At 65.5% G+C, this 18,209-nt stretch carries 23 protein-coding genes; 12 read left to right on the forward strand and 11 right to left on the reverse strand.

The window, feature by feature from the left end; genetic code table 11:
• Positions 1-139: 139 nt before the first annotated feature.
• Positions 140-1,258 (forward strand): three-Cys-motif partner protein TcmP, encoded by a 1,119-nt coding sequence (tcmP, locus tag MJO54_RS02430; RefSeq protein ID WP_240175597.1) that lies wholly within the window; start codon positions 140-142, stop codon positions 1,256-1,258.
• On the opposite strand, the gene MJO54_RS02435 is transcribed toward tcmP, so the two are convergent.
• Positions 1,255-2,001, reverse strand: a complete 747-nt coding sequence (locus MJO54_RS02435; RefSeq protein ID WP_240175598.1) for a DUF5131 family protein — start codon at positions 1,999-2,001, stop codon at positions 1,255-1,257. The genes tcmP and MJO54_RS02435 overlap by 4 nt on opposite strands.
• Before the next feature lie 117 nt (positions 2,002-2,118).
• The gene (locus MJO54_RS02440) at positions 2,119-2,577 is read right to left on the reverse strand and encodes a hypothetical protein (protein ID WP_240175599.1); all 459 of its coding nucleotides are present in this window, start codon (positions 2,575-2,577) and stop codon (positions 2,119-2,121) included.
• 108 nt (positions 2,578-2,685) lie between these two features.
• Between MJO54_RS02440 and MJO54_RS02445 the strand changes: the two genes are divergently transcribed.
• Positions 2,686-3,669: a hypothetical protein gene (locus tag MJO54_RS02445; protein ID WP_240175600.1), complete on the forward strand. Its 984-nt coding sequence runs from the start codon at positions 2,686-2,688 to the stop codon at positions 3,667-3,669.
• Positions 3,670-3,761: 92 nt separating this feature from the next.
• On the opposite strand, the gene MJO54_RS02450 is transcribed toward MJO54_RS02445, so the two are convergent.
• The 8 genes from MJO54_RS02450 to MJO54_RS23730 form a co-directional block, all read right to left on the reverse strand.
• Positions 3,762-5,255, reverse strand: coding sequence for a HEPN domain-containing protein (locus MJO54_RS02450; RefSeq protein WP_240175601.1), 1,494 nt, complete (start codon positions 5,253-5,255; stop codon positions 3,762-3,764).
• A gap of 327 nt (positions 5,256-5,582) precedes the next feature.
• Positions 5,583-7,388, reverse strand: coding sequence for an AAA family ATPase (locus tag MJO54_RS02455; RefSeq protein ID WP_240175602.1), 1,806 nt, complete (start codon positions 7,386-7,388; stop codon positions 5,583-5,585).
• Positions 7,389-7,875: 487 nt separating this feature from the next.
• Positions 7,876-8,349, reverse strand: coding sequence for a helix-turn-helix domain-containing protein (locus MJO54_RS02460; RefSeq protein ID WP_240175603.1), 474 nt, complete (start codon positions 8,347-8,349; stop codon positions 7,876-7,878).
• A 315-nt stretch (positions 8,350-8,664) separates the two neighbouring features.
• Complete coding sequence (locus tag MJO54_RS02465) at positions 8,665-9,438, reverse strand: DUF2637 domain-containing protein (protein ID WP_240175604.1); 774 nt, start codon at positions 9,436-9,438, stop codon at positions 8,665-8,667.
• Positions 9,435-10,076: a hypothetical protein gene (locus MJO54_RS02470; protein ID WP_240175605.1), complete on the reverse strand. Its 642-nt coding sequence runs from the start codon at positions 10,074-10,076 to the stop codon at positions 9,435-9,437. The genes MJO54_RS02465 and MJO54_RS02470 overlap by 4 nt, the downstream gene beginning before the upstream one ends.
• The gene (locus tag MJO54_RS02475; RefSeq protein WP_240175606.1) at positions 10,073-10,306 is read right to left on the reverse strand and encodes a hypothetical protein; all 234 of its coding nucleotides are present in this window, start codon (positions 10,304-10,306) and stop codon (positions 10,073-10,075) included. The genes MJO54_RS02470 and MJO54_RS02475 overlap by 4 nt, the downstream gene beginning before the upstream one ends.
• Positions 10,303-10,542, reverse strand: coding sequence for a hypothetical protein (locus MJO54_RS02480; RefSeq protein WP_240175607.1), 240 nt, complete (start codon positions 10,540-10,542; stop codon positions 10,303-10,305). Before MJO54_RS02480 ends, MJO54_RS02475 begins: the two co-directional genes overlap by 4 nt.
• Positions 10,539-10,778 (reverse strand): helix-turn-helix domain-containing protein, encoded by a 240-nt coding sequence (locus tag MJO54_RS23730; protein ID WP_350355694.1) that lies wholly within the window; start codon positions 10,776-10,778, stop codon positions 10,539-10,541. The genes MJO54_RS02480 and MJO54_RS23730 overlap by 4 nt, the downstream gene beginning before the upstream one ends.
• Before the next feature lie 412 nt (positions 10,779-11,190).
• Here MJO54_RS23730 and MJO54_RS02485 point away from each other — a divergent pair, with 412 nt between their 5' ends.
• The 10 genes from MJO54_RS02485 to MJO54_RS02530 all read left to right on the forward strand — a co-directional run bounded on the left by MJO54_RS02485 (position 11,191) and on the right by MJO54_RS02530 (position 17,866).
• Entirely contained in the window at positions 11,191-12,141 is a 951-nt protein-coding gene (locus MJO54_RS02485; RefSeq protein ID WP_240175608.1) for a hypothetical protein, read from the forward strand.
• Between the two features lie 148 nt (positions 12,142-12,289).
• Complete coding sequence (locus MJO54_RS02490) at positions 12,290-14,071, forward strand: FtsK/SpoIIIE domain-containing protein (protein WP_240175609.1); 1,782 nt, start codon at positions 12,290-12,292, stop codon at positions 14,069-14,071.
• A 16-nt stretch (positions 14,072-14,087) separates the two neighbouring features.
• Positions 14,088-14,429 (forward strand): hypothetical protein, encoded by a 342-nt coding sequence (locus MJO54_RS02495; RefSeq protein ID WP_240175610.1) that lies wholly within the window; start codon positions 14,088-14,090, stop codon positions 14,427-14,429.
• Positions 14,430-14,625: 196 nt separating this feature from the next.
• Complete coding sequence (locus tag MJO54_RS02500; RefSeq protein WP_240175611.1) at positions 14,626-15,051, forward strand: hypothetical protein; 426 nt, start codon at positions 14,626-14,628, stop codon at positions 15,049-15,051.
• On the forward strand, positions 15,052-15,384 hold the full coding sequence (locus MJO54_RS02505) for a hypothetical protein (RefSeq protein ID WP_240175612.1): 333 nt from the start codon (positions 15,052-15,054) through the stop codon (positions 15,382-15,384).
• A gap of 361 nt (positions 15,385-15,745) precedes the next feature.
• A complete protein-coding gene (locus MJO54_RS02510) occupies positions 15,746-15,871 on the forward strand; it encodes a hypothetical protein (RefSeq protein WP_259602779.1) in 126 nt (41 codons plus the stop codon).
• Positions 15,872-15,898: 27 nt separating this feature from the next.
• The gene (locus MJO54_RS02515; protein ID WP_240175613.1) at positions 15,899-16,303 is read left to right on the forward strand and encodes a hypothetical protein; all 405 of its coding nucleotides are present in this window, start codon (positions 15,899-15,901) and stop codon (positions 16,301-16,303) included.
• Positions 16,300-16,761: a hypothetical protein gene (locus MJO54_RS02520; RefSeq protein ID WP_240175614.1), complete on the forward strand. Its 462-nt coding sequence runs from the start codon at positions 16,300-16,302 to the stop codon at positions 16,759-16,761. Before MJO54_RS02515 ends, MJO54_RS02520 begins: the two co-directional genes overlap by 4 nt.
• Positions 16,758-17,207: a hypothetical protein gene (locus MJO54_RS02525; RefSeq protein WP_240175615.1), complete on the forward strand. Its 450-nt coding sequence runs from the start codon at positions 16,758-16,760 to the stop codon at positions 17,205-17,207. Before MJO54_RS02520 ends, MJO54_RS02525 begins: the two co-directional genes overlap by 4 nt.
• 68 nt (positions 17,208-17,275) lie before the next feature.
• Positions 17,276-17,866 carry a hypothetical protein gene (locus tag MJO54_RS02530; RefSeq protein WP_240175616.1) on the forward strand — a complete coding sequence of 197 codons (591 nt, stop codon included), beginning with the start codon at positions 17,276-17,278 and terminating at the stop codon, positions 17,864-17,866.
• A gap of 82 nt (positions 17,867-17,948) precedes the next feature.
• Here the strand turns inward: MJO54_RS02530 and MJO54_RS02535 are convergent, their stop codons facing one another.
• Entirely contained in the window at positions 17,949-18,188 is a 240-nt protein-coding gene (locus MJO54_RS02535; RefSeq protein WP_240175617.1) for a helix-turn-helix domain-containing protein, read from the reverse strand.
• Positions 18,189-18,209: the final 21 nt, after the last annotated feature.

An 18,209-nucleotide genomic window follows, 5' to 3' on the forward strand; every position in this document is an offset into this window, starting at 1 on the left:
GGAAGATCCGCTTCTCGGCGAGTTGCCGAGAAGCGGTCGCTAGACGTGCTTACGCTGCCGGGGTGGCGGCAGGAAACACAGACGAATTGATGCGGCTCGGCGCCTGGCGAACTCTCGCAGCCGCGGAGCATTCAGACCGGTGACCCGCAAGGAAGATCTGCGCTCTCAGGTCGACTACACGTCGGACCCGCACACCCGCCTCAAGCATGCGTTCTACCGGCGGTACATCGCATGCTGGATGGGCAAGGTCTTGCAAGGCCCGTACGCGAAGCCAGCGACGATCGTTGACGGATTCGCCGGCTCGGGTATGTACGCTGATGGCCTTGACGGTAGCTCGATCATGATCGCGAAGCTGTACCGCGAGCACATCTGCCGTCCAAACTTCCAGCCCCTCACCCATTTGACCAACGACTTGGACCCGCGGCGTTGCCAGGCGCTCGGCGAGCGAATGAGGTGCCTTCCCGTAGATGACGGGATCGCGCATGTGCCTGTCGGGCCGAAGTCCTTCGAGGAGATCGTGGGCGACGTGCGACGTAACCATGTCCAGCCGGGGCAGCAGGCACTGTGGATTATCGACCCGTTCGGGCTCAACCAGATTCCGTGGTCGATCATCTCGGAAGTCGTGAAGGTACCTAGGAACGACGCCGTAATCACGTTCATGGCCGACGAAGCGCACCGGTTCCGCACGAACCCGGCGATGGTGTCGGTGATGAACAACCTCTACGGGGACAACTCGTGGAAGAACATCCCGGACGGGCTCACCACGGCGCAGTCGAAGGCTGCGCTCGTCAACCTCTACTGCGACAAGCTCAAAGCGCTCGGGTGCCACACCTCGGCTTTTGGTGTCGATGTCGCCCGCCGGTACACGCGGTACTCGCTGGTCTTCGCGACACACCACCAGGCGGGGCTCGAATGCTGGAACTCCGCGAAGTGGTCGGCTGACCCTACGAGCGGTCGTGGGGCCAGCGCCGACACAGCGTTCCAGCCCAGCCTGCTTGAGCCCGACATCGATGATCTGATCGAGGACTTCAGAAAGCGCGTCGGCGTTCACGAGTTCACCACGCTAGTGGCGCAGGCGCAGATCCTCGGCTACACCGAACCCCACGTGCGCACCGTGCTCAGCCGACTGTTCGAGGAGGGGATGACGGTTCGGCTGTCGCCGGTGACGGCGCCGAAGAACTCGCCTTGGCCAGCCACGAGTCGTATCCAGATCTTCGAGCAGGGGCCGGATGATGACGACGAGGCCAGTGACGCCTAACCCGTAGCGGCCTCAGGCATCTCGTCCCACAGCTGCCCGTCGAGTTCACGGCCGAGCGCTTTCGGTGTACGCCCGCCCCACTGCTTGAAGAAGAACGGCACCCCGGCGGTCTGGCACGCATCGCGGATTCCTCGTGCCCAGCCCAGCTCCATCGGCCGGTAGCGGGGACCGGATTCACCGCCGGCGATCACCCATCCGATGCCGGCGAGGTCGATGCCGTCGAGCGGTCCGAGCAGTGGCTCGCACGACAGGAACCGCACCGCGGCGGGCACCTGGCGAAGATCATCGACCCGCTGCAGGACTTCGGCACTCTCCACTGACACGCCCATCCAGAGGTTGTCCGGCCAGTCCAGTTTCTCGGCCACGCGCCGCAGCCGCAGGCTGCGCTTGGTCAGCACCTGATAGGTGTGCTGCGGAGTGTCACGGCAGACGTCGAAGACGTCGCGGATGAAGTCCAACGGCACCTTCGCGTGGAACAGGTCGCTCATCGAGTTCACGAACACCACGCGCGAATTGCGCCACCGGTACGGCTCGTCGAGGGCCTGCGGATGGACGGTGACGCCGAAGCCCGGGCCGGAAGTTCTAGGGTCACCGTCGACCTGGTACTTCGCCGAGCCCATGGCTTTCAGCCGCTTCGCCAGCGTCATGGCGTAGCAGTGGTCGCATCCCGCTGAGACGCGGTCGCAGCCGGTGACGGGGTTCCAGGTGGCTTCGGTCCACTCGATCGCCGATCGATCAGCCATCGTGGTCTCCTCACCTGGGGTTTTCTGCGTCAGTCGTCACTCTATGATCAGCCACTGACCAAAAATCGTGATGATGCAGACGTGACCGGTGTGTCGTATGAGACTAGAGCTCCTCGACTACTGGCACTCGCCGGCGTGCGCTTGCCAACACTCCGGGCACACATCCGGTTCGCGTCGTTGGGACGCGTTCGCCTTCAGCGGTATCCCGGACGCGTAGTCACAATCCAGCGGCTCCATCTTCAGGCCAGGGAAATACTCGGCCTTGAACCGTCTGAGCTGCATGTCGATGTGGTGGCGCAGCCCATCGGTCATCTCGCCGCGGAAGTGCAGCAGAGCCCGGTACACGGCTTCGTCGTAACGAGCCTGCGCCTTGGAGGTCGTGAACTCACCGCCGAGCGCGTTGTGCACGCCACGGCGGCAGGAGCGCACCTGGGCGGCGCCGATATTGCGCTTTTCGGCTGCTTCCTCAACGGTCAGCCCGGCCTCCTCTTCGCGGAGGGTGTGGCCGAAATGGCACTCGGCGCGGCGGAAGAAGTTGGCGATGTCCTCGCGGTAAAGGTTAGCGGTGTCGGGCACGGGCACAAGCGTCGCACGGGTCGGGGACAGAGGCTCGGGGCGGCGGGGAGGCTGACACGGGGTGTCGATTCCGTCAGGTTGTCGCCGCGCGTCGATAGGCTCCCCGACGTGACCGTCCTCAACGAGGCCCAACGGAGGCTTCTGACGTTCGTTCAAGCGGCCAACCACGGTGGCTACTCGCCGACGCCGGACGAGGTGACCGAGTGGGTAGAACGGCCTGATCGCAAGGCGGGCAAGGTGACGAGGCGCCGCGTAGAAAAACCGTCGCTGCCGTTCTCCTCGGAGACGGCAAACGCGATCGCCGGCACGATGAAATTCAAACTGAGCGAGACGGTGGCCGAGATGGTCCATCGGCAGATGTCCGATGCCATGAGTCCAGTGATGAAGCAGATCGCCGGCTTGGTCAATCCATGGTCGGGCGAAGCGCGCATGATCGAGGAGCGAGAACCAGACGAGACACTGGTCGAGCAGGTGCTTCGGTTCCGGTGGGTCAGAACTTCAGCAACAGGAATCGGTTTGGTCTTGACGGGCCTCGGCCGCGCGCTGCTGCGGGCCGATGCAGATCTGACCACCACGGCGGAGATCACCATGCTCGGTGGCGACGACCCGCTGGCATGGGGGAGCCTGGTCGGGGCCATCGCTGAGGTCGGCGAATGCGTGGTCGTCGACCCGTATCTGAAACTGGAACATCTGCTTGTCCTTGCTCAGTTCACGAGCACTACCCGTGTGATCATGCGGCGCCCGGCCAAGGAAAACGACCTCGTCCCGTGGCGAGTGTGTCTGGCTTCGCCCGACCTCAACATCGAGATGCGGGTCGCCGATCCCAAGCTGTTGCATGACCGGTACATCGTCGGGGACACCGATGTCTACACCCTCGGCTGCTCACTGAACGGGGTAGGGCGGAAGCCCACGACCTTGGCGCCGCTGTCCGGAGAGGTCGCTGATCAGGTCCGCGTAATCGTGGAGGAATGGTGGGAAGGTGCAGAGCCGATCGGCGAACCGCCGCCCGCTGAGGAGGAGTCGGAAGACGGTGACGGAGAGTCTGATCCGGAGCTGGGCGGCTCGGTGGGCAAAAAAGGTGAAACACCGTGACGGACCGCGCCGACTGGTTTTCCGATTGAGCATTTGGCAGGCAGTCACGCCCTCCTTTCCGGCGGACGACCGTCCGAGACGGCACGGCGAGTTCAGGCGGGAGTTGCGAAGACGCGCGGCCACACTCGCCGCCAGTTGCGCCAGTCACGTTCGTAACGATCGTTCGCCCTAGTTGCTTCTGCGAGCTTGTCGGGCGGAACCCCCGCTTCCAGCAGCAAGTACAGCGTCAAGACCCAGCGCAGGGATCTCGTGATGTAGTGCATCTTCGTGAAGTCGATGTTTCCGGACTGTGAGGGCAAGCCGTGGGCCAGCGTGTTGCGCTGATTGGTCACCGCCTGTTTCCATCGATTCACTCGACCGACGCAGTCCGGAAGCACTTCGCTCACGCGAGTGGCTAGTGCCTCGATCCGAGTCGGGAACGACGGCTCGGAGAGGTATTGACTGAGCGCTTGCTCCAGTGCTTGCCGCACGTCGTCGGGCATAGTGGACGTCGCGAGCCCAGAGATCCCTGCTTGCACGGTCTCGGCGGTCCACCGCCGGTCGTCTGGATGCAGTCGGCGATGAAGGGTCTCCGCGGCAGTGCACATGTACAGCGCTTCGGCTTCGACTGTTGCGAACTCGCCGGAGTAGGCGGCGGCCAAAATCTGTGGCACGGGAGATGTCCGCTTCGCTAGGTCCAGCCAGCGGCCGATGAAGTCGGCACCTCCGGCCGCGTCCAGGGTGAGAAGGAGATCGTTCACTATGTCGCGGGGTGCCGACCGATCGATGATGTGCCCGTACACATCAGCCGAATCCCCGGCTGGCGTCGACACCGTCAACTTTCGCACGCGACTGTCGGTTCCGTGCAGGATCGTCAACAGACTTTTAATTGGGACAGCGATGTCCGAAACCACCACCGGCAGTGGCACGGTGCCTTCGAACAAGATCTCCAGCCCGGTATTCGTGGTGACTTTGAGGTCTGGCCCGTCGAGCACGGGAAAGGTCACCTGAGGGTCAAACCGTACCTCTCCCGATCGCGGTGTCGCGGTTCTTCCGGTGGTGGCGTCCGGTGGGTTGTACACCCAGTTCAAGGGCGCCATGCCCTGCTCCGATATTTGCATGCAGACACTGGACATATCGGCGAATTGGTGAAGCCCAGCGACATCCAGGGACACAGTCTGAAACTCGGTATCCTCGTCGGGAAACAGTGCGCCGGCGAGGCACCAGTCCACCTCCAGAACCTCACGGCTGTGCTGCTCTTCTTGGTTCGGTGCAGAGAATCCCAGCAACTGCCGAGTGCGACTGCGGAGGCCCCACAATGACACCCGTGCGGGTTGGTGGGCAATTGCCCCGAGAACGACGGCGTCGTCCGTGATACGCCGTTTCGGTGACGTACCGGTATGCGATCCAGGTCCGGTCTGGGTCCACGAAATCATGGGGTTGAAGCCGGGGCTTACTTCAAGTTCGACCGTTTTGTCTCCGAAGCGCAGGATCCCCGTGCGCCGAATCGAGCCGGTCTCCTCAGCTTCACTGGTCGAAAGCGAGGTCGACACCACCTGGAACTGTCCGATTGTCTCCGCGGTGTGGTCCGGAAATCGATCTGCCATCGCTCGAACCTAACTAAGCGACTCCGCCCTCCGCACCGCCCGCACCCCTGACCCAGCTCCAGGTCCTCGCGGCCCGGGTCAGCGCCGGTCGGGGTGGGGGTGGGGCACTGCTGATGACGCGATCAATTCAAGAAATTCAAGTCCGTCGAGGGCCGGGGTCACGCATCCCCCCTCTTAAAGGGGGGGATGCGCGTGACCCCCTCACGGGGGCGGTCACGGAGGGTCACGCTTTCCGTGAATTAGCAGGTCAGAGCCTCACGGAGGGGGTCACGGAGCCTCACGCAGCGATTCAGGTGAAAACAGCCCGCGTGACCCCCGCCGTGAGGGTCACGGCACCCGCACGGCCGTTACATTGACGGCGGTGTACACGGCCATTCCCGCGACGTCAGCTCGGTGAACGCTTCCGGACTCCCGCAATTTCTCCAGACGCCGGCGTGCCTTTTCTCTCTCAGCCGAGCTGGGGCGATCGGTTTCGAACAGGGCAGAGGCGCACTGTGCGGCGCTTGCCCCGCCGGGCTGCCGGCACAGGTCCAGCAGGTCCACGCCGGCGTGAACGGTCATGGTTCCGGTGGAACCATCGTGTGCGATTTCGAACGGTGCGACCTCCGTGGATGGCTGCTTGAGGTGCCGGAATTTCACCACCGGGTCTCCGGGCTCGCCGCCGAGGTGAATCACCGAACCGGCCCCGCTGGTGATCCAGATGCTTCCGTAAAGCTTCTCAATCGCGGGCGCAGCTGCGTCGGTCGTTTTCCGGTCGTGATGCAGCTCCAGCACCTCGACACCAGCCGCTAGCGTCGTTTGCCGGGCACGGTTCCATCCGGCACCGACTTCGTCGGTTGCCAGGCCGAGAGCGGCGTCCTTGAGCGAATCGATCACCACTACCTGCGCCCCTTTCTCCGCACACATCGCCGCCAGGCGATCCGGATGGGCCGCGAGATCTTCCGGCGGCGGCCCCTGCCACACGACCAACCGCTGCGCGAGCTCGGCCTCCGGGATCCCGCCGAGCTGCCGCCGCAGGGCGCGGGCGATCTGCCGTGGGCGGTCCATAGCCAGGTACAGGACCCTGTCCACCCGCTTGACCGGGTACCCGAGGAAATCGGAGCCGCCGTTGAGCATCCCGAGCACGAGGCTTCCCGCCATCGTGGATTTTCCAACGCCCTGCGGACCTGCGATCACCAGCGCCTCCCCTTCGGCCCACAGCACGTCCTCGCCAGAGCCCCACACCGCGGGCGTGGTTTCTGGGATGCTGTGGATGAAGCTGCCGCCGTCGACGAACCGTGATTCGGTGAGCACGCCTTCCCGCAGCCTGATCCAAGCCTGCGTGGAGCCGACCATCGTGGCGCCGAGGCTTCGGATTGTGAGCCCCAATCGGGTGAGCCGACCAGCCTTCGCGGCCGATGCGACCTCCGCTCGATCGGAAACGGTCATGGCCATCAGAGCAGCGATCTCGTGCTCCGAATTGGAGGGGTCCCGGGCGAGGAATGCCCGCAATTCCTCTCTCAGTTGCTCGGCCTCCACCCGCCGCTCGAACGCGGCGGCGTTGAGAACCAGCTCGTCCTGATCGGGCTCGGGCGCGATCGGTGCCGGCGGAACCGCTGCCAGCGCCGCGACGATCGCCGCTTCGGGCGCCGTCACCGCAGCCGCGATCTCCGTCCGAGTCGGCACCGCCGGCGTCGCCGCGTGGCGTGCCTGCGCCTCAATCCGGTGGGAGATACCGCCGTCGGTGTACCCGCCGTCGACGGCCAGCGGATTGCAGGTCGCGGCGAACCACCCGGCGTCGGCGTTGGCGTCCAAAACAGGCTCCGGACGAGAGGGCGCAGCGTCGGCGACGGCGTTCATGCACACCGCCCGCAGCGCATCGGCGTCGGCACCGGTGACGCTCGCAAGTTGTGCTCCGAACCGAGCCGCACGTGCTCTCTTGAGCGCTCTCCTCTCGGCTGCGTGCCGGCGTTCATCGCCCCCCCAAACTCGCTCGGCGGCTTCCACTGCCAGCGCAGCAGTGACCTCATCTGGGGCGATGCCCCTGAGGGCGGCGCCGAGCTCGTCGGCACTGATCACGGTGCCGCCCTCGAACCCGAACTCAGCGGCGAACTCGGTGGAAGCGAGCACCTCCGCTGTGCCGTCGGTGAGCAATCGAACCGCCGGCTCGCCGCTGTAGGCGAGCACCCCCGCGCTACCGGTGGTGAGCAGGTCGGGGTGCAGGTACGGATCCCATTCCGTCGACGTCCAGGGCGCACCTGCGGGTCGTGGCGGGGGTGCTGGCGTGGGAGGGGGTGGGGGTGCCGGTTCGGCGTCCCGGGCTGCGAGAACCGCGGTGAAATCGCAGGCAGTCATGCGGATTTCATCAGCACCGTACGCCACGTACATCACTCCCAGCGCATCGGCGGTGAGCAGCGGAACGGCCACGTCACTGCGACCATCTGAGCAGGTGTCGGCGGCGTGCACGGTGTAGCCAGGTGTGCTGTCCAGCGTGGTGACGCGGCAGCCGCAGGTCGGCGTGGCGCTGACGGTGGAGGCATTGGTAGTGGGTGCTTGAGCTACCATGGGAAGGTCCATTCCTTGGTGGGATCAGGACGAAAGTTGTTGCGGGAGCCGGGTTGAGGGACCCGGCTTTCGTGTTTTAGGCGTCGAGAGGGTCGTCGCCAGCCCGCACTGCGACAGTGACGCTGTCACCCCCGGGGACCATTGCCAGCCCTGCAAGGGCGATGCTGGCGGCCCGTCCAGCGGCCCGGTGCGGGACCAGAATCCGTTGGCCGTCGACCTCGATCTCGCCGCCAGAAGGCGACACATTCCACAGCGCTTCGGTGAGCGCAGAAGTGTCTCCGGCCACCGTTTTACCGGCGATCGTGACGGCTCCGTGGGAGCTACCCAGCCCCGCCGCGGTCACCGTAACCGTCACAGCTGCGGGAACCGTTGCGGTGCTTTCCAAGTACGTTTCCGCGTCCTCTGGACGGATCCGAATGAGCCGGCCGACACGGTGTGCGCGAAGCTTTCCCGAGCTGATCAGCGCCCGGATTGACTCGTCGGTCACGCCCCAGACGCGAACGAGGTCGTCGACGGTGAGCATCGGCTCGGCGGTGAAGGTGGTTGTCATGAGTGCTCCTGCGAGTTCGGTCGAGATCGGTTGAGATCGTCGTACGCACCAAGCCTCGCATGGGATTTCGCCGTGTCCAGCCGCCCGTCACGACACGCGGACAGCCGCACACCATTGCCCGATTCGCCCCGGTATTCACCGGTTCGCGACGGTCCAAATTTTCACTCCAGCAACACAAAAAGTCTTATCAACTCCTTATCGGCGTATTTCCCCCGCGGCGCGTCTGCACCCGTTCCCGCAACGGCAACGGCCCCAGCCACTGCGGCTGGGGCCGTCACTGATCAGCGACCGGTCACTCGGCCGTCATTGTGGCCGTCACCCGGCCGACACCGCCTCCTCGGCGGCCGCCGCCAGTCGACTAACTGATGTCCGATGCAGCCCCGTGGACGCCGCGACAGCCCGCAAGCTGCCGCCGTCGGCCAGCCCGGCCAGTGCCGCAGCGACCGTGGGTGCCGGCGCCTTCACCACCCCGGCCGCCACCAGCTCTTGCGCCCGACCGATGTGGACGTCAGCGCTGGTCATGGGCGTGCCGTCCAGCTGGTCGCTGCCGTCCATGTCGCGGTCACCGGGACCGGCAACGAGGTGCAGCCCCGCACTCGTACGTGCAGCGGCGACCGCGCCGGTGACCGGCTCGGCGGCCGGGTCGGTCGGGGGAGCGGCCACATCGTGGCCGTCGGCGACCGGGGCGGCCACAGTGGCCACCGCGGGGTCCAACACCAGGGCGACCGCGCTGGCGGCGGCCAGCACATCCAGCGTCACCGGCAGCAGGGCGCCGACCCAGCCACTATGCCCAGCGGCGTGGGCCAGTTGGGCAAGCGCGTCGAAGCTCATCGCGAACGCCGCCAACGACACCACCGCGACCGACACCACCACTACAGCTCGCACTCCGCCAGCTGCTCTAGCCGCTACCGGCACCGAGTGAACAGCAACGGGAAGGGCGAGAGGGGCAACGGATGCCACGGCTATCACCACCGCTGTAGGCAGTGCGGCACCGCCGTGAGGAAGCAGCGTCGCAGCCGCGATGTTGCCGGCCAGGCTAGCCGCGGTGCTGCCCAGCAGCACCCACATGAACCACTTTCTGAAGGTCATGCAACCGCTCCCATTTCCTCGAACTCCGCCAGTTCCAACATCACTTCCACCCGTCTCGCCAACGCCCTCTGCTGCCCTTCGGCGGCGATCCAGATCCAGAAGTCCGACTCGCTCCACTTCCCCTGATTCGCCTGCCGCCAAGCGATCTCCGCCCGAGCAGCCACCGCCAACGGATCGCCGATCGCCACCGAACAAGGCCCGACACCAAGCACCATCGACTCAGCCGTGACCCCGCACCACACCAACGCGGCGACCCCTGCCTCCGGCACTGTTTCAGCCACGTATTCCCCCGCAGCTCGCCTTGCCATCCCCGCGATCCTGCGGCGGTGCCGGTCCACAGCCCCCGCCGTCACGGACTCCCAATGGCTATCGACGAGTTCCCGCAGCAGCTGCTGTCCCGCCGCTGAAACCTGCTCGTGCAGGCCCCCAACGGTCTCCGGAACGAGCTCCAAGAGCACCGTGAATGGCTTTCCGCCGCGGTGCGCAGCACGCACCCGCGCCCTCGCATATCCGGCACAGAACTGCACCTGGGGACCGTGCCAGCCGCGGTCGCGGAGCCATTCGCTGACGGCTTCTCCCACGGCTTCGGCTTCGACGGCGGCGATGCCGGGGGAGTCGAGAATCGCGTAGTCGGTCATCGTGGGTCCTCCGCGATTCCGGCGCGAGTGAGGATGGCTGACCAGTGCTCGTTGACCCAGCGGATTGCTCCGTAAGGTGCGATCAGTTCCCTGCTCGCTGGGCTGATCGGCTGCTGGGTGAAGCGCATTTCAGCCACGCCGGCTGCTGCTCCCGCGGCTTGCCGGGAGAGGCCGTGCTCCAGCGCGAGCGAGTGCGCTGCCCTGCGGATTTCGGTCACGTCGCTGCTCATTCCACACCGCCTACACCGGCGCGAGTGAGGATCTCGGGCAGGTGCTCGTCGACCCAGCTGAGCACCGGGTATTTCTCCAATAAATCGCCCAGCTCCGGCCCGAAAGGCCTGGTCAGGAACCGCGATCCGGCGCAGGTGCCGGCCAGCGCGGCGGGCACTGTTCGAAATCCGTGCTCAGCGGCGAGTGCACGTGCGGCCCGGCGGACTCGAAGAGCCTCGGCGTCGACGGTGCTCACGCTGCACCTCCGAGGATCCGGCGACTGTCAATGAAGTCGTTGAGATCTGCTTCAAAAATCGTGATTTTCAAGCCGATTCTGTACGCCGGAATTTCACCCGACAGTGCCAATCTCCGCGCCGTTTTGACGGACTTCCCGATGGCCGCGGCGACGTCGTCGAGGCCGAGTCCGCGGCCTCGGTCGAGCACCGCGGCTCGCGGTTCCGGTACCGGCTCGGGGCCAGGGATGGGGGTCATATCTGCTCACTTTCGTTCTGCGCACGATGATCTCGTGCTGGTGTGACAGAACTTCCCAAACTTGGACAGGCTTGGACGAATGCGGCGCGATCGGCGCGACACGGCGCCGATTTCGCCAACTATTTCTGTGATGTGCATCACATGGTCAGCCTTGGACGGGCTTGGACAGGGTTGGCCAGACTTACCCATGAAATCCCCAAACCGACTGTCCTGCACTGATTTCCATGTCCAACCGACCGCATATCGCAGGCTAACCTGTGCTGCATCGGAAGGGCAATACCGCGGAAGGACGTGACAAAATGCTCTCTCTCATCCCACTCATCGCACTCGCTCAAATGGCCGGATTCGGCGTCGCAACCGCCGTTGCCGCGGCCGGAACCGCCGCTGCATTCGCTTTGTTTGGGGTGCTCCGGTGAGCGCCTTGCTCGCCGTCGGCGATGTCGCTGACGCCACGTCGCTGCTCGACCGGTGGCAGCTTTTCAGCGCCGGCGCGTTCCTGGTCCTCGCGTTTCTGGTGAGGGGATCCGAAGAATCAACTCCCGCTGATCGTGACCCGCACGGTCCAGTTGCGGGCCGGGTTGCGGCCCAGACCGAGCACAACAACTCGATGGCCTCTGTGTTGTTCGCGGCTGCCGTGACCATGCTGGCTTGGGGCCTCGCCGGCGGCGGTGTGGGGCTGATTGTCGGTGTCGCCGCTGGAGGTTTCGCGGCAACAAGTTTCAAGCGATCCGATCACGCCGAAGAAGCCGTTGCGGGTTACGACCTCGCTGAGCAGCAGTGGCGGCGCGACCAGCAGATCGCCGCGCAGAACCCCATTCAGCCGCCCGACCCGTATGCGCACCTGCGGCATCTGCCGATCGACTTGGTACCGCCTCCGGAGCCGGTGGTGCAGGCGGTTCCGGAGCCGCACCTGAACCCGGAACAGGCTGCGCAGCTGTACCGGCTGCAGCAGGCGACGGGTGGGTGGGAACCGCGTTCCGGCTCTGCGATCGCCGCCGTCATGTCGATAGACGGCCAGCCCGACCCGGCGCAGGCAGCGATTCTGAAAGTGGGCCGTGATCTGGGTTGGGGCCGTGTCATCACTGGTGAAGCCGGCCAGCGGTGGGAGCCGTGGGTGCATCTGGTTCATGTGCGGGAGATCAACGGTGGTGACGCCGAGCTCGTGCTGCAGATCACCCACGCAAGCATCGACGAGGACACCATGCGGAAGCACTTGCCGGCCCTCCTGCGTGCGCTGAAGGTGCGTGACGGACAGGTCGATCGGGACATCCACTCGGGTGCCTTGGTACTCACCGTGACCAACGAGAAGCCAGCTGCGCCGGCCGCTGAGACCGGTGACGGCTTCGACCCGAACTGGAGCTGAGATGGCCCAGTTTGACGACCCATTCGCTAGTTTCGACAAGCCGGAACCTGCACAGGAGCCCGCAGCAGAACCCTCACCGGAGCGGGTCATCGACTCCGAGGCCGCAGCGGACTCGGAGCGTCGGCTGGCGGCTTCAGCCGACGAATACATGCAGCTCTTGCCGGCGATTGAAGCTGCTGAACCCCTGCGCGGGACGGTGGAAACGGCGAAGCCGCTGACTGGCGTCGATTATGCGCTGGACGCGTGGACCCGGCTGATTTCGGATCGCGCAACGTCGGTCGAATGGGGCTTGAACAGCGCCGGCACCGACTTCCGGTCTCGGGCTGTCGCTGTCGGTGGGACGGTCATCCTGGAGGTCGAATGCGGCAACCCAGCGGCGCGCGAGCTGCTTGCCGAACGGCTGATCGAAATGGCCGAGCGGAGAGGAAATCTGGGCCGGTACAGCTACACCCCGGGCAGCGCTCTCGGCAGGTTCAACCTGATCCGGGAAGGCGTCGAAGACCCGACTTTCGGGTGGTGCGAGCAGAGCAAAACGTACGCCTTCTATCGTGGTGGCGACTACCGCCGCAGCATCTGGGATCTGGCCGGCCTGGCGCAGAAGGCTGACCGCGGGCTGCAGTACCCGCAGCCTGAGTTCGGCTCCGATGACCGTGGCGGAATCGCTACTTTGACCTTGCCTCCGGGCATGCTTCCGAAGCAGGTTCAGGCTGCGGAATCCGCACTGCGACAGGCCCTCGCGATGCCGGAGTTGGCGGTGACGGTCGACGGAATCCACCCGGTGATCCGCCTGAATCAGCGCCCGATCGTCAGGGAGTTCCCGAAGCAGAACCCGTTGAAAGCGCAGTGGTTTACCCGGCCGCGGACGCAGGCGGAACGGCACGCCGCCGCTGCTGATTTCGTGCTCCCGCTGGGTGTCCGTGAGGACGGTTCGCCAATCCTGATCAACCAAGATCGAACATGCCATGTTGGCATGTTTGCCGAAAGCGGTGCGGGCAAGACCGTGCTCTTGACCAGCATGGTGCGAGCGGCCGTGCTCCAAGGCGCCGAGGTAATCCTGCTGGATGCCAAATCGGGCAAGGACCTGCGGAAACTGGCGCTTGAACGGCTCCCGGGAGTTGTGCACTACAGCGCTGCCCGCGGCGGTAACGACGCGGTTTTGCACCGTGCGGTGAGGTACGCCCGCGACGAACTGGAACGCCGCCAGGCGCTGTCAGCGCGGCTGATTCAACAAGGCGTTGAGTATCGGCCTACGCCGCTGCTCATCGCTTTCGATGAGTTCCCGGCCTGGATCAATGACAAGACAAAGAGCAAAGTCAAGGAGATTCGCGACGGTGCGCTAGAGACCCTCGCGAACATGTCGTATATCGCTTCTCAGGCACGGGAATTCCGGATTTTCCTGCTGGTAGCCGGACAATTTGCTTACCGCTCAGCGTGGGATGGGGAACTGCAGGCCAACACCAGCACCCTGGTTCTTTTGGGCCAGCCGACGGAGATCAACAGGCAGAATCTATTCCCTCCTGGAGCCACGCAGCAGCGAATCAAAGAACTCGGTGACCTCATCAGCCCGAAGATGAAGGGCCGGGGCATCATCGCTGACATCCGCGATGACGGGCCGCCGCAGATCGCGATGTTTCAAGGGTTTTTCAACCCACCCGGACGCGACGCTGACGCGTTCGATGCCGCAGTTCGACAGGCCCCGCGACTGCGCCGGTTCGCTTGGCGTTTCCCACTTCCGGGCGAAAAGGGCGGTGACGGCAGTTGGCAGAAATGGACGCCCGCGACGGAGCCGTCGTCGAACAGCATCCCGGTGCAGATCCTCGACGGAACGGATGGGGTTCGTGACCCAGCGGCGGTGATCTTCGACCCGACGTCTGAGTTCTACAAGCCGGGTGCGGCGCCGCTGAGCGGTGCCCATCAGAACGCCAACTAAAGCCGATAGGAGCACCATGAGCCGCATCCCCAACCCATCCCACGAAGACATTTTCCAGTCGCGAGCCGAAGCTCCGAAGGCTGCCGCAACAGCCGTTCACGCCGTCGCCGACGCCGTCACGGCGCTGCGTCAGGTGGCGGCCCAAACCTCCGCCACCCCCGACGAAGTCATCGCCGCTGTCGGACTCTTCCGCTCCGGCCAGGCCGCAGTCGAGGCCGCCCTGCTGGAGCTGATCGGCGTCGCTGTGCTGGGCGGAGCTTCGATCAGCGCCGCGGCCACCGCGGCCGGCGTCCGCCGGGAGACGCTGGGCCGGCGCCTGGCCGGAACCGCTGCTGGAAAGCGGGGCGAGGCCCGATGAAAACACAGGCGCAGAGGCGTGACCTGGGAGTTCGCACCCCCCTGGCCATGGAATGTGAGCGCGGGAGCCACATTTCACCGGCTTATGTGATCCAGGGACAGACACAATGCGCGTCCGGGATCAGCGGATGTGACTGCGGAACAACGGAATGTGCGGCTCGGATCAGCCAATTTGTGACCAGGACGGGAGCGGTTCGATGAGCCCCCGAATCATTCATGCCCGCGACAAGAAGAGTTCCGCAGCCAGCCGCCAGTTCGTGCGGGAGGCGGCCGCGCAGCTGGTCGAAGCCGAGCAGAGCCGTCTCGAAGCCCTCCGATGGATCGCACGTGCAGAGAGCGATCCATTGAAAGTTTTGGACGCCTTGGCTGCATATCGCCGCGGCCAGAACGACGTCGACGCAGCGCTGGCAAAGGTCTACGCATCGTTGCGTCTCGGCGGGGTTTCAGCGCACGCACTGGCGACTTGCATGCGCACCCGCACGCAGACGATCAGCGCGCGCACCGACGCCTTCCCGGAGTCGCGCCGTATAGCGACTGCCAGCCGTTCTGACATTAAGAAGCTGGGCGGGGAGTACGTGATCTCCCCGCCGCCGACGCCGTCGGCCGTCATTGAGGAGCTGTAAATGGGCCGCCGAAAGCTACCGACACCGAGTGGAATCGCGTACGCGCAGGCACTTCAACCGCTGAACACTATCGCTCAATCAGCGGTCGGTTCTACCCGCTGGGACGCCGTTGTCGCCGCTGTCGTCGCCCTGCGTTCCGCGAAGGAATCGATGGCGATGACCGAGCGCCGGCTACTCGGTCTGGCGGTGTTGAGCGGCGGCCCGATCGGTGAGATTGCGACTCTGACGGGCGTCGCCCCGAGCACGCTGGCGTCGCAGTTGGAAGGCACCGACGCCCGGCTGTTGGGGGAGCGCTTGGTGCGGGATGCGGCCGGGCAGTGGGTGATCGCATGATCATCTATTTCGGGTCACGCGCGATAGCCGATGTCATACGGCCGGCGCGATACAGGGCCAGGTTCGGGGACGGCGGTTCAGGCGCCGACATAGCCGCGAGAGGCGGTTTTTCGGCTCAGAACCGGCTTTTGCGGCGGTGCGTCCGGCTTGCCCGCGATACAGACCGCGCTACAAGCCGCGATACAGACCGCGATACAGGGGTGCCTATAGACCCCGATCTCGCAATTTCGAATCACGCGGGATTGGCCTATCCCGTGCCCGTCGAAATAGCAGGACGGGAGGTGATGCCGGAACCGTGACCCGCTCGGCCTACACCCCGAATCACGACCCGAATCAGACCCTCAATCCGGAAGGAAAAGACATGACTGACCCCGACGCCGCACAGGCGGATCGCCCCCGCCACCTCGACCAGACGGTGGTGGTCGACCTGACCACCATGCAGGCCTTTTCGGTCGCCGAGTACTCGGCCCGAAACAGCAACAAGTAACCACCTCAAAAGACAGGAGAAATCACGATGACAAGCAAGACAGTTTCGAAGCGCCTGAGCGCCGACCGCGCAGCGAGGTTCCTCGACCGCGCCGTTTTGAGTGGGAATCTGCCGGCGGAGCTCGCGCAGCAATGCAGCCAGCTGGTCGCCGAAATCGACGGTGGCCGGACCGGTTCGATCACCGCTCGTGTTCAGGCCCTCGTCGATGGCGCCTGGGTGACCGCCGCCCGCTCAGCCGTGGTGTCGACGAAATCGGCCAAGGCGGCTCTGGCTGCCCTCCACGATGTGGCTGCCCTGGAGCAGTCACTGGGGCTCGCCCCGGAGCCGGCAGAAGAGCCCGTCGAAGAGCCCGCACCAGAGCCTGCACCGAAGCCGGTCGCTGACACCGACTTCGGCTTCGACAGCGAGAGCGGTTACGGCGGTGCCGCATGACGTCCCGCGTGTGGTTGAAGGGGGCGGTGGTCGCAGTTGCGGCCGCCGTCGCCGGCGGCGTCGGTTTCGGACTCGGAACCGTCTCCGGTCCGGCACCGGAGCGGGTCGTGTTCTCGGAGCAGACTCCGGTGGCGCTGCGGGTCGCTGCGGAGTCCGGGAAGCCGGTGGTGTGGAGGTCGCCGGGGGAGGAGGTTGCGGACCCGATTTGCCACGCGTGGATCGGCCTGCCGGACGGCACGGCTTGGAAAGTGCCGGAGATCGTGGTCGGGCTGGCGCAGTCACCCGTGATCCTGGAGCAGGACAACGACATCATCGAAGGATCCGGAATGGGCTGGGGATGCAAGAGGTTGCCCAGCCGCGACAGCGGGAGCCGCAGCAACGAGGTTCTTCCTCGGTCCGAGAGCGGGGACAGCAATATGCGGCTGCCTGACAGCGGCGGAAACGGAGGTGGGAAGTGAAGATCCTGAAGCAAATCCGCGGCGCACCGCGATGGGCACGGGTGACGCTCGCCGCAGTGTGGATTCTGGCGCTGGTTACGGGGTTGGTCATCAGCGGGCAGCTCGCACTGGATGCGAGCTATCAGCGCGGTTTCGAGGCGGGCGTTTCGGCGCCCGCCCCGGCACCCGCGACGGGGCCGCAGCTGCCGGAGTGGCTGCCGGCCGGCGCCGACCGCACGGCGGCGCTGGAGGCGATGGAGCGAGGGGTTCCGTTTGTCGTCGAATCACGTGATGAGGGCTTCGGCTGCGTGGCTCGACTGATGCTGCTGCCGGACGGCCGCTTGTGGTGGCTGCAGCACCCAGAATCCGGCGGCCGGGAACTCACCTGGGAGGTAGGCCGGTGGGGGCTGCCGCACATGGGTTGCGACAGCGAACAACTGCGGCCAGCTAAGGGAGGCGGACGATGAACCGGATTCGACGCATTCTCCGGGCACCGGGAAGAGCACTGGCGCGGGTACCGCGGTGGGTACGGACCATGACCGCCGCAGTGGTGGTTCTGATGTTGATCACCGGCGCGCATCAGCTGGGTTGGGACGGGCGGGGGAAGGTGGAGGAGGAGCTCGCCGCGCTGGAGGCACGACAGGTTTCCCAGGTCGCCTGGCCGCTCCCCGATTACATCAACGCTGAGAAGGCCGACCAAGCTGCTTCGGAGGGCGTGCCTTTCGTCTGGATGCACCGTGACCGCGATGTTCCGTGCCACCCCATGGTGCGGATGCCGAACGGGCAGAGTTACTACGTTCCCGCCCAGCGCTGGTGGGGGACGGAAGGCGACGGCCGGATGCTCGACACGACGATGGAGTATTACGGCTGCTCGAATACCCCGGATCGCACCATTCCGGGTACATGGCTGACGTGCGCGGAGTGGTCACCGCTGCCCAAGGGGGCGGGGATCCAGACCGCCTGCGTTTTCCGGGCCGGGTATGAGCGCAAGTGGAGCACCAGCGAGGAAGGCGGCCAGGCGCAGACTCCGTGGTGGCCGACGTCCAGGAACGCACCTGCGCGTGAGTCGTGGACCTGCCGTGGTGGTCTTGGTCCGGTGCCCGGATACATCCACTGCGACTGGTGACTCCCACCGTCACCCCACCGCCCAACCGGCCCTGCACCTGCTCCAGGTGCAGGGCCGGTTTCGTGTTCGGGGGAGGGTGCGGTTACCGGCGCCGCCGAGCCGGTGCCACGGGCTCTCCCACGGCTTCAAGATCCACCACCGCCACCCGCAGCCCGCCGGAGGGAAGTTTCCGCGCGGGAAGGTGGCCTGCGCTGATCCACCTCCGCACCGTCCAGTGGCTCACACCCATGAGCTGGGCGGCGACTTCGAGCGTGACGTAGCTCGGCTCGATTCCGCCGACGGTCAGGGCGCTGAGATCGATCTTGGACTGCTGTTGCTTCATCGGGCTCTCCGGGCATCGCAA

The organism is Mycolicibacter virginiensis, assembly GCF_022374935.2.
Classification (GTDB): domain Bacteria; phylum Actinomycetota; class Actinomycetes; order Mycobacteriales; family Mycobacteriaceae; genus Mycobacterium; species Mycobacterium virginiense.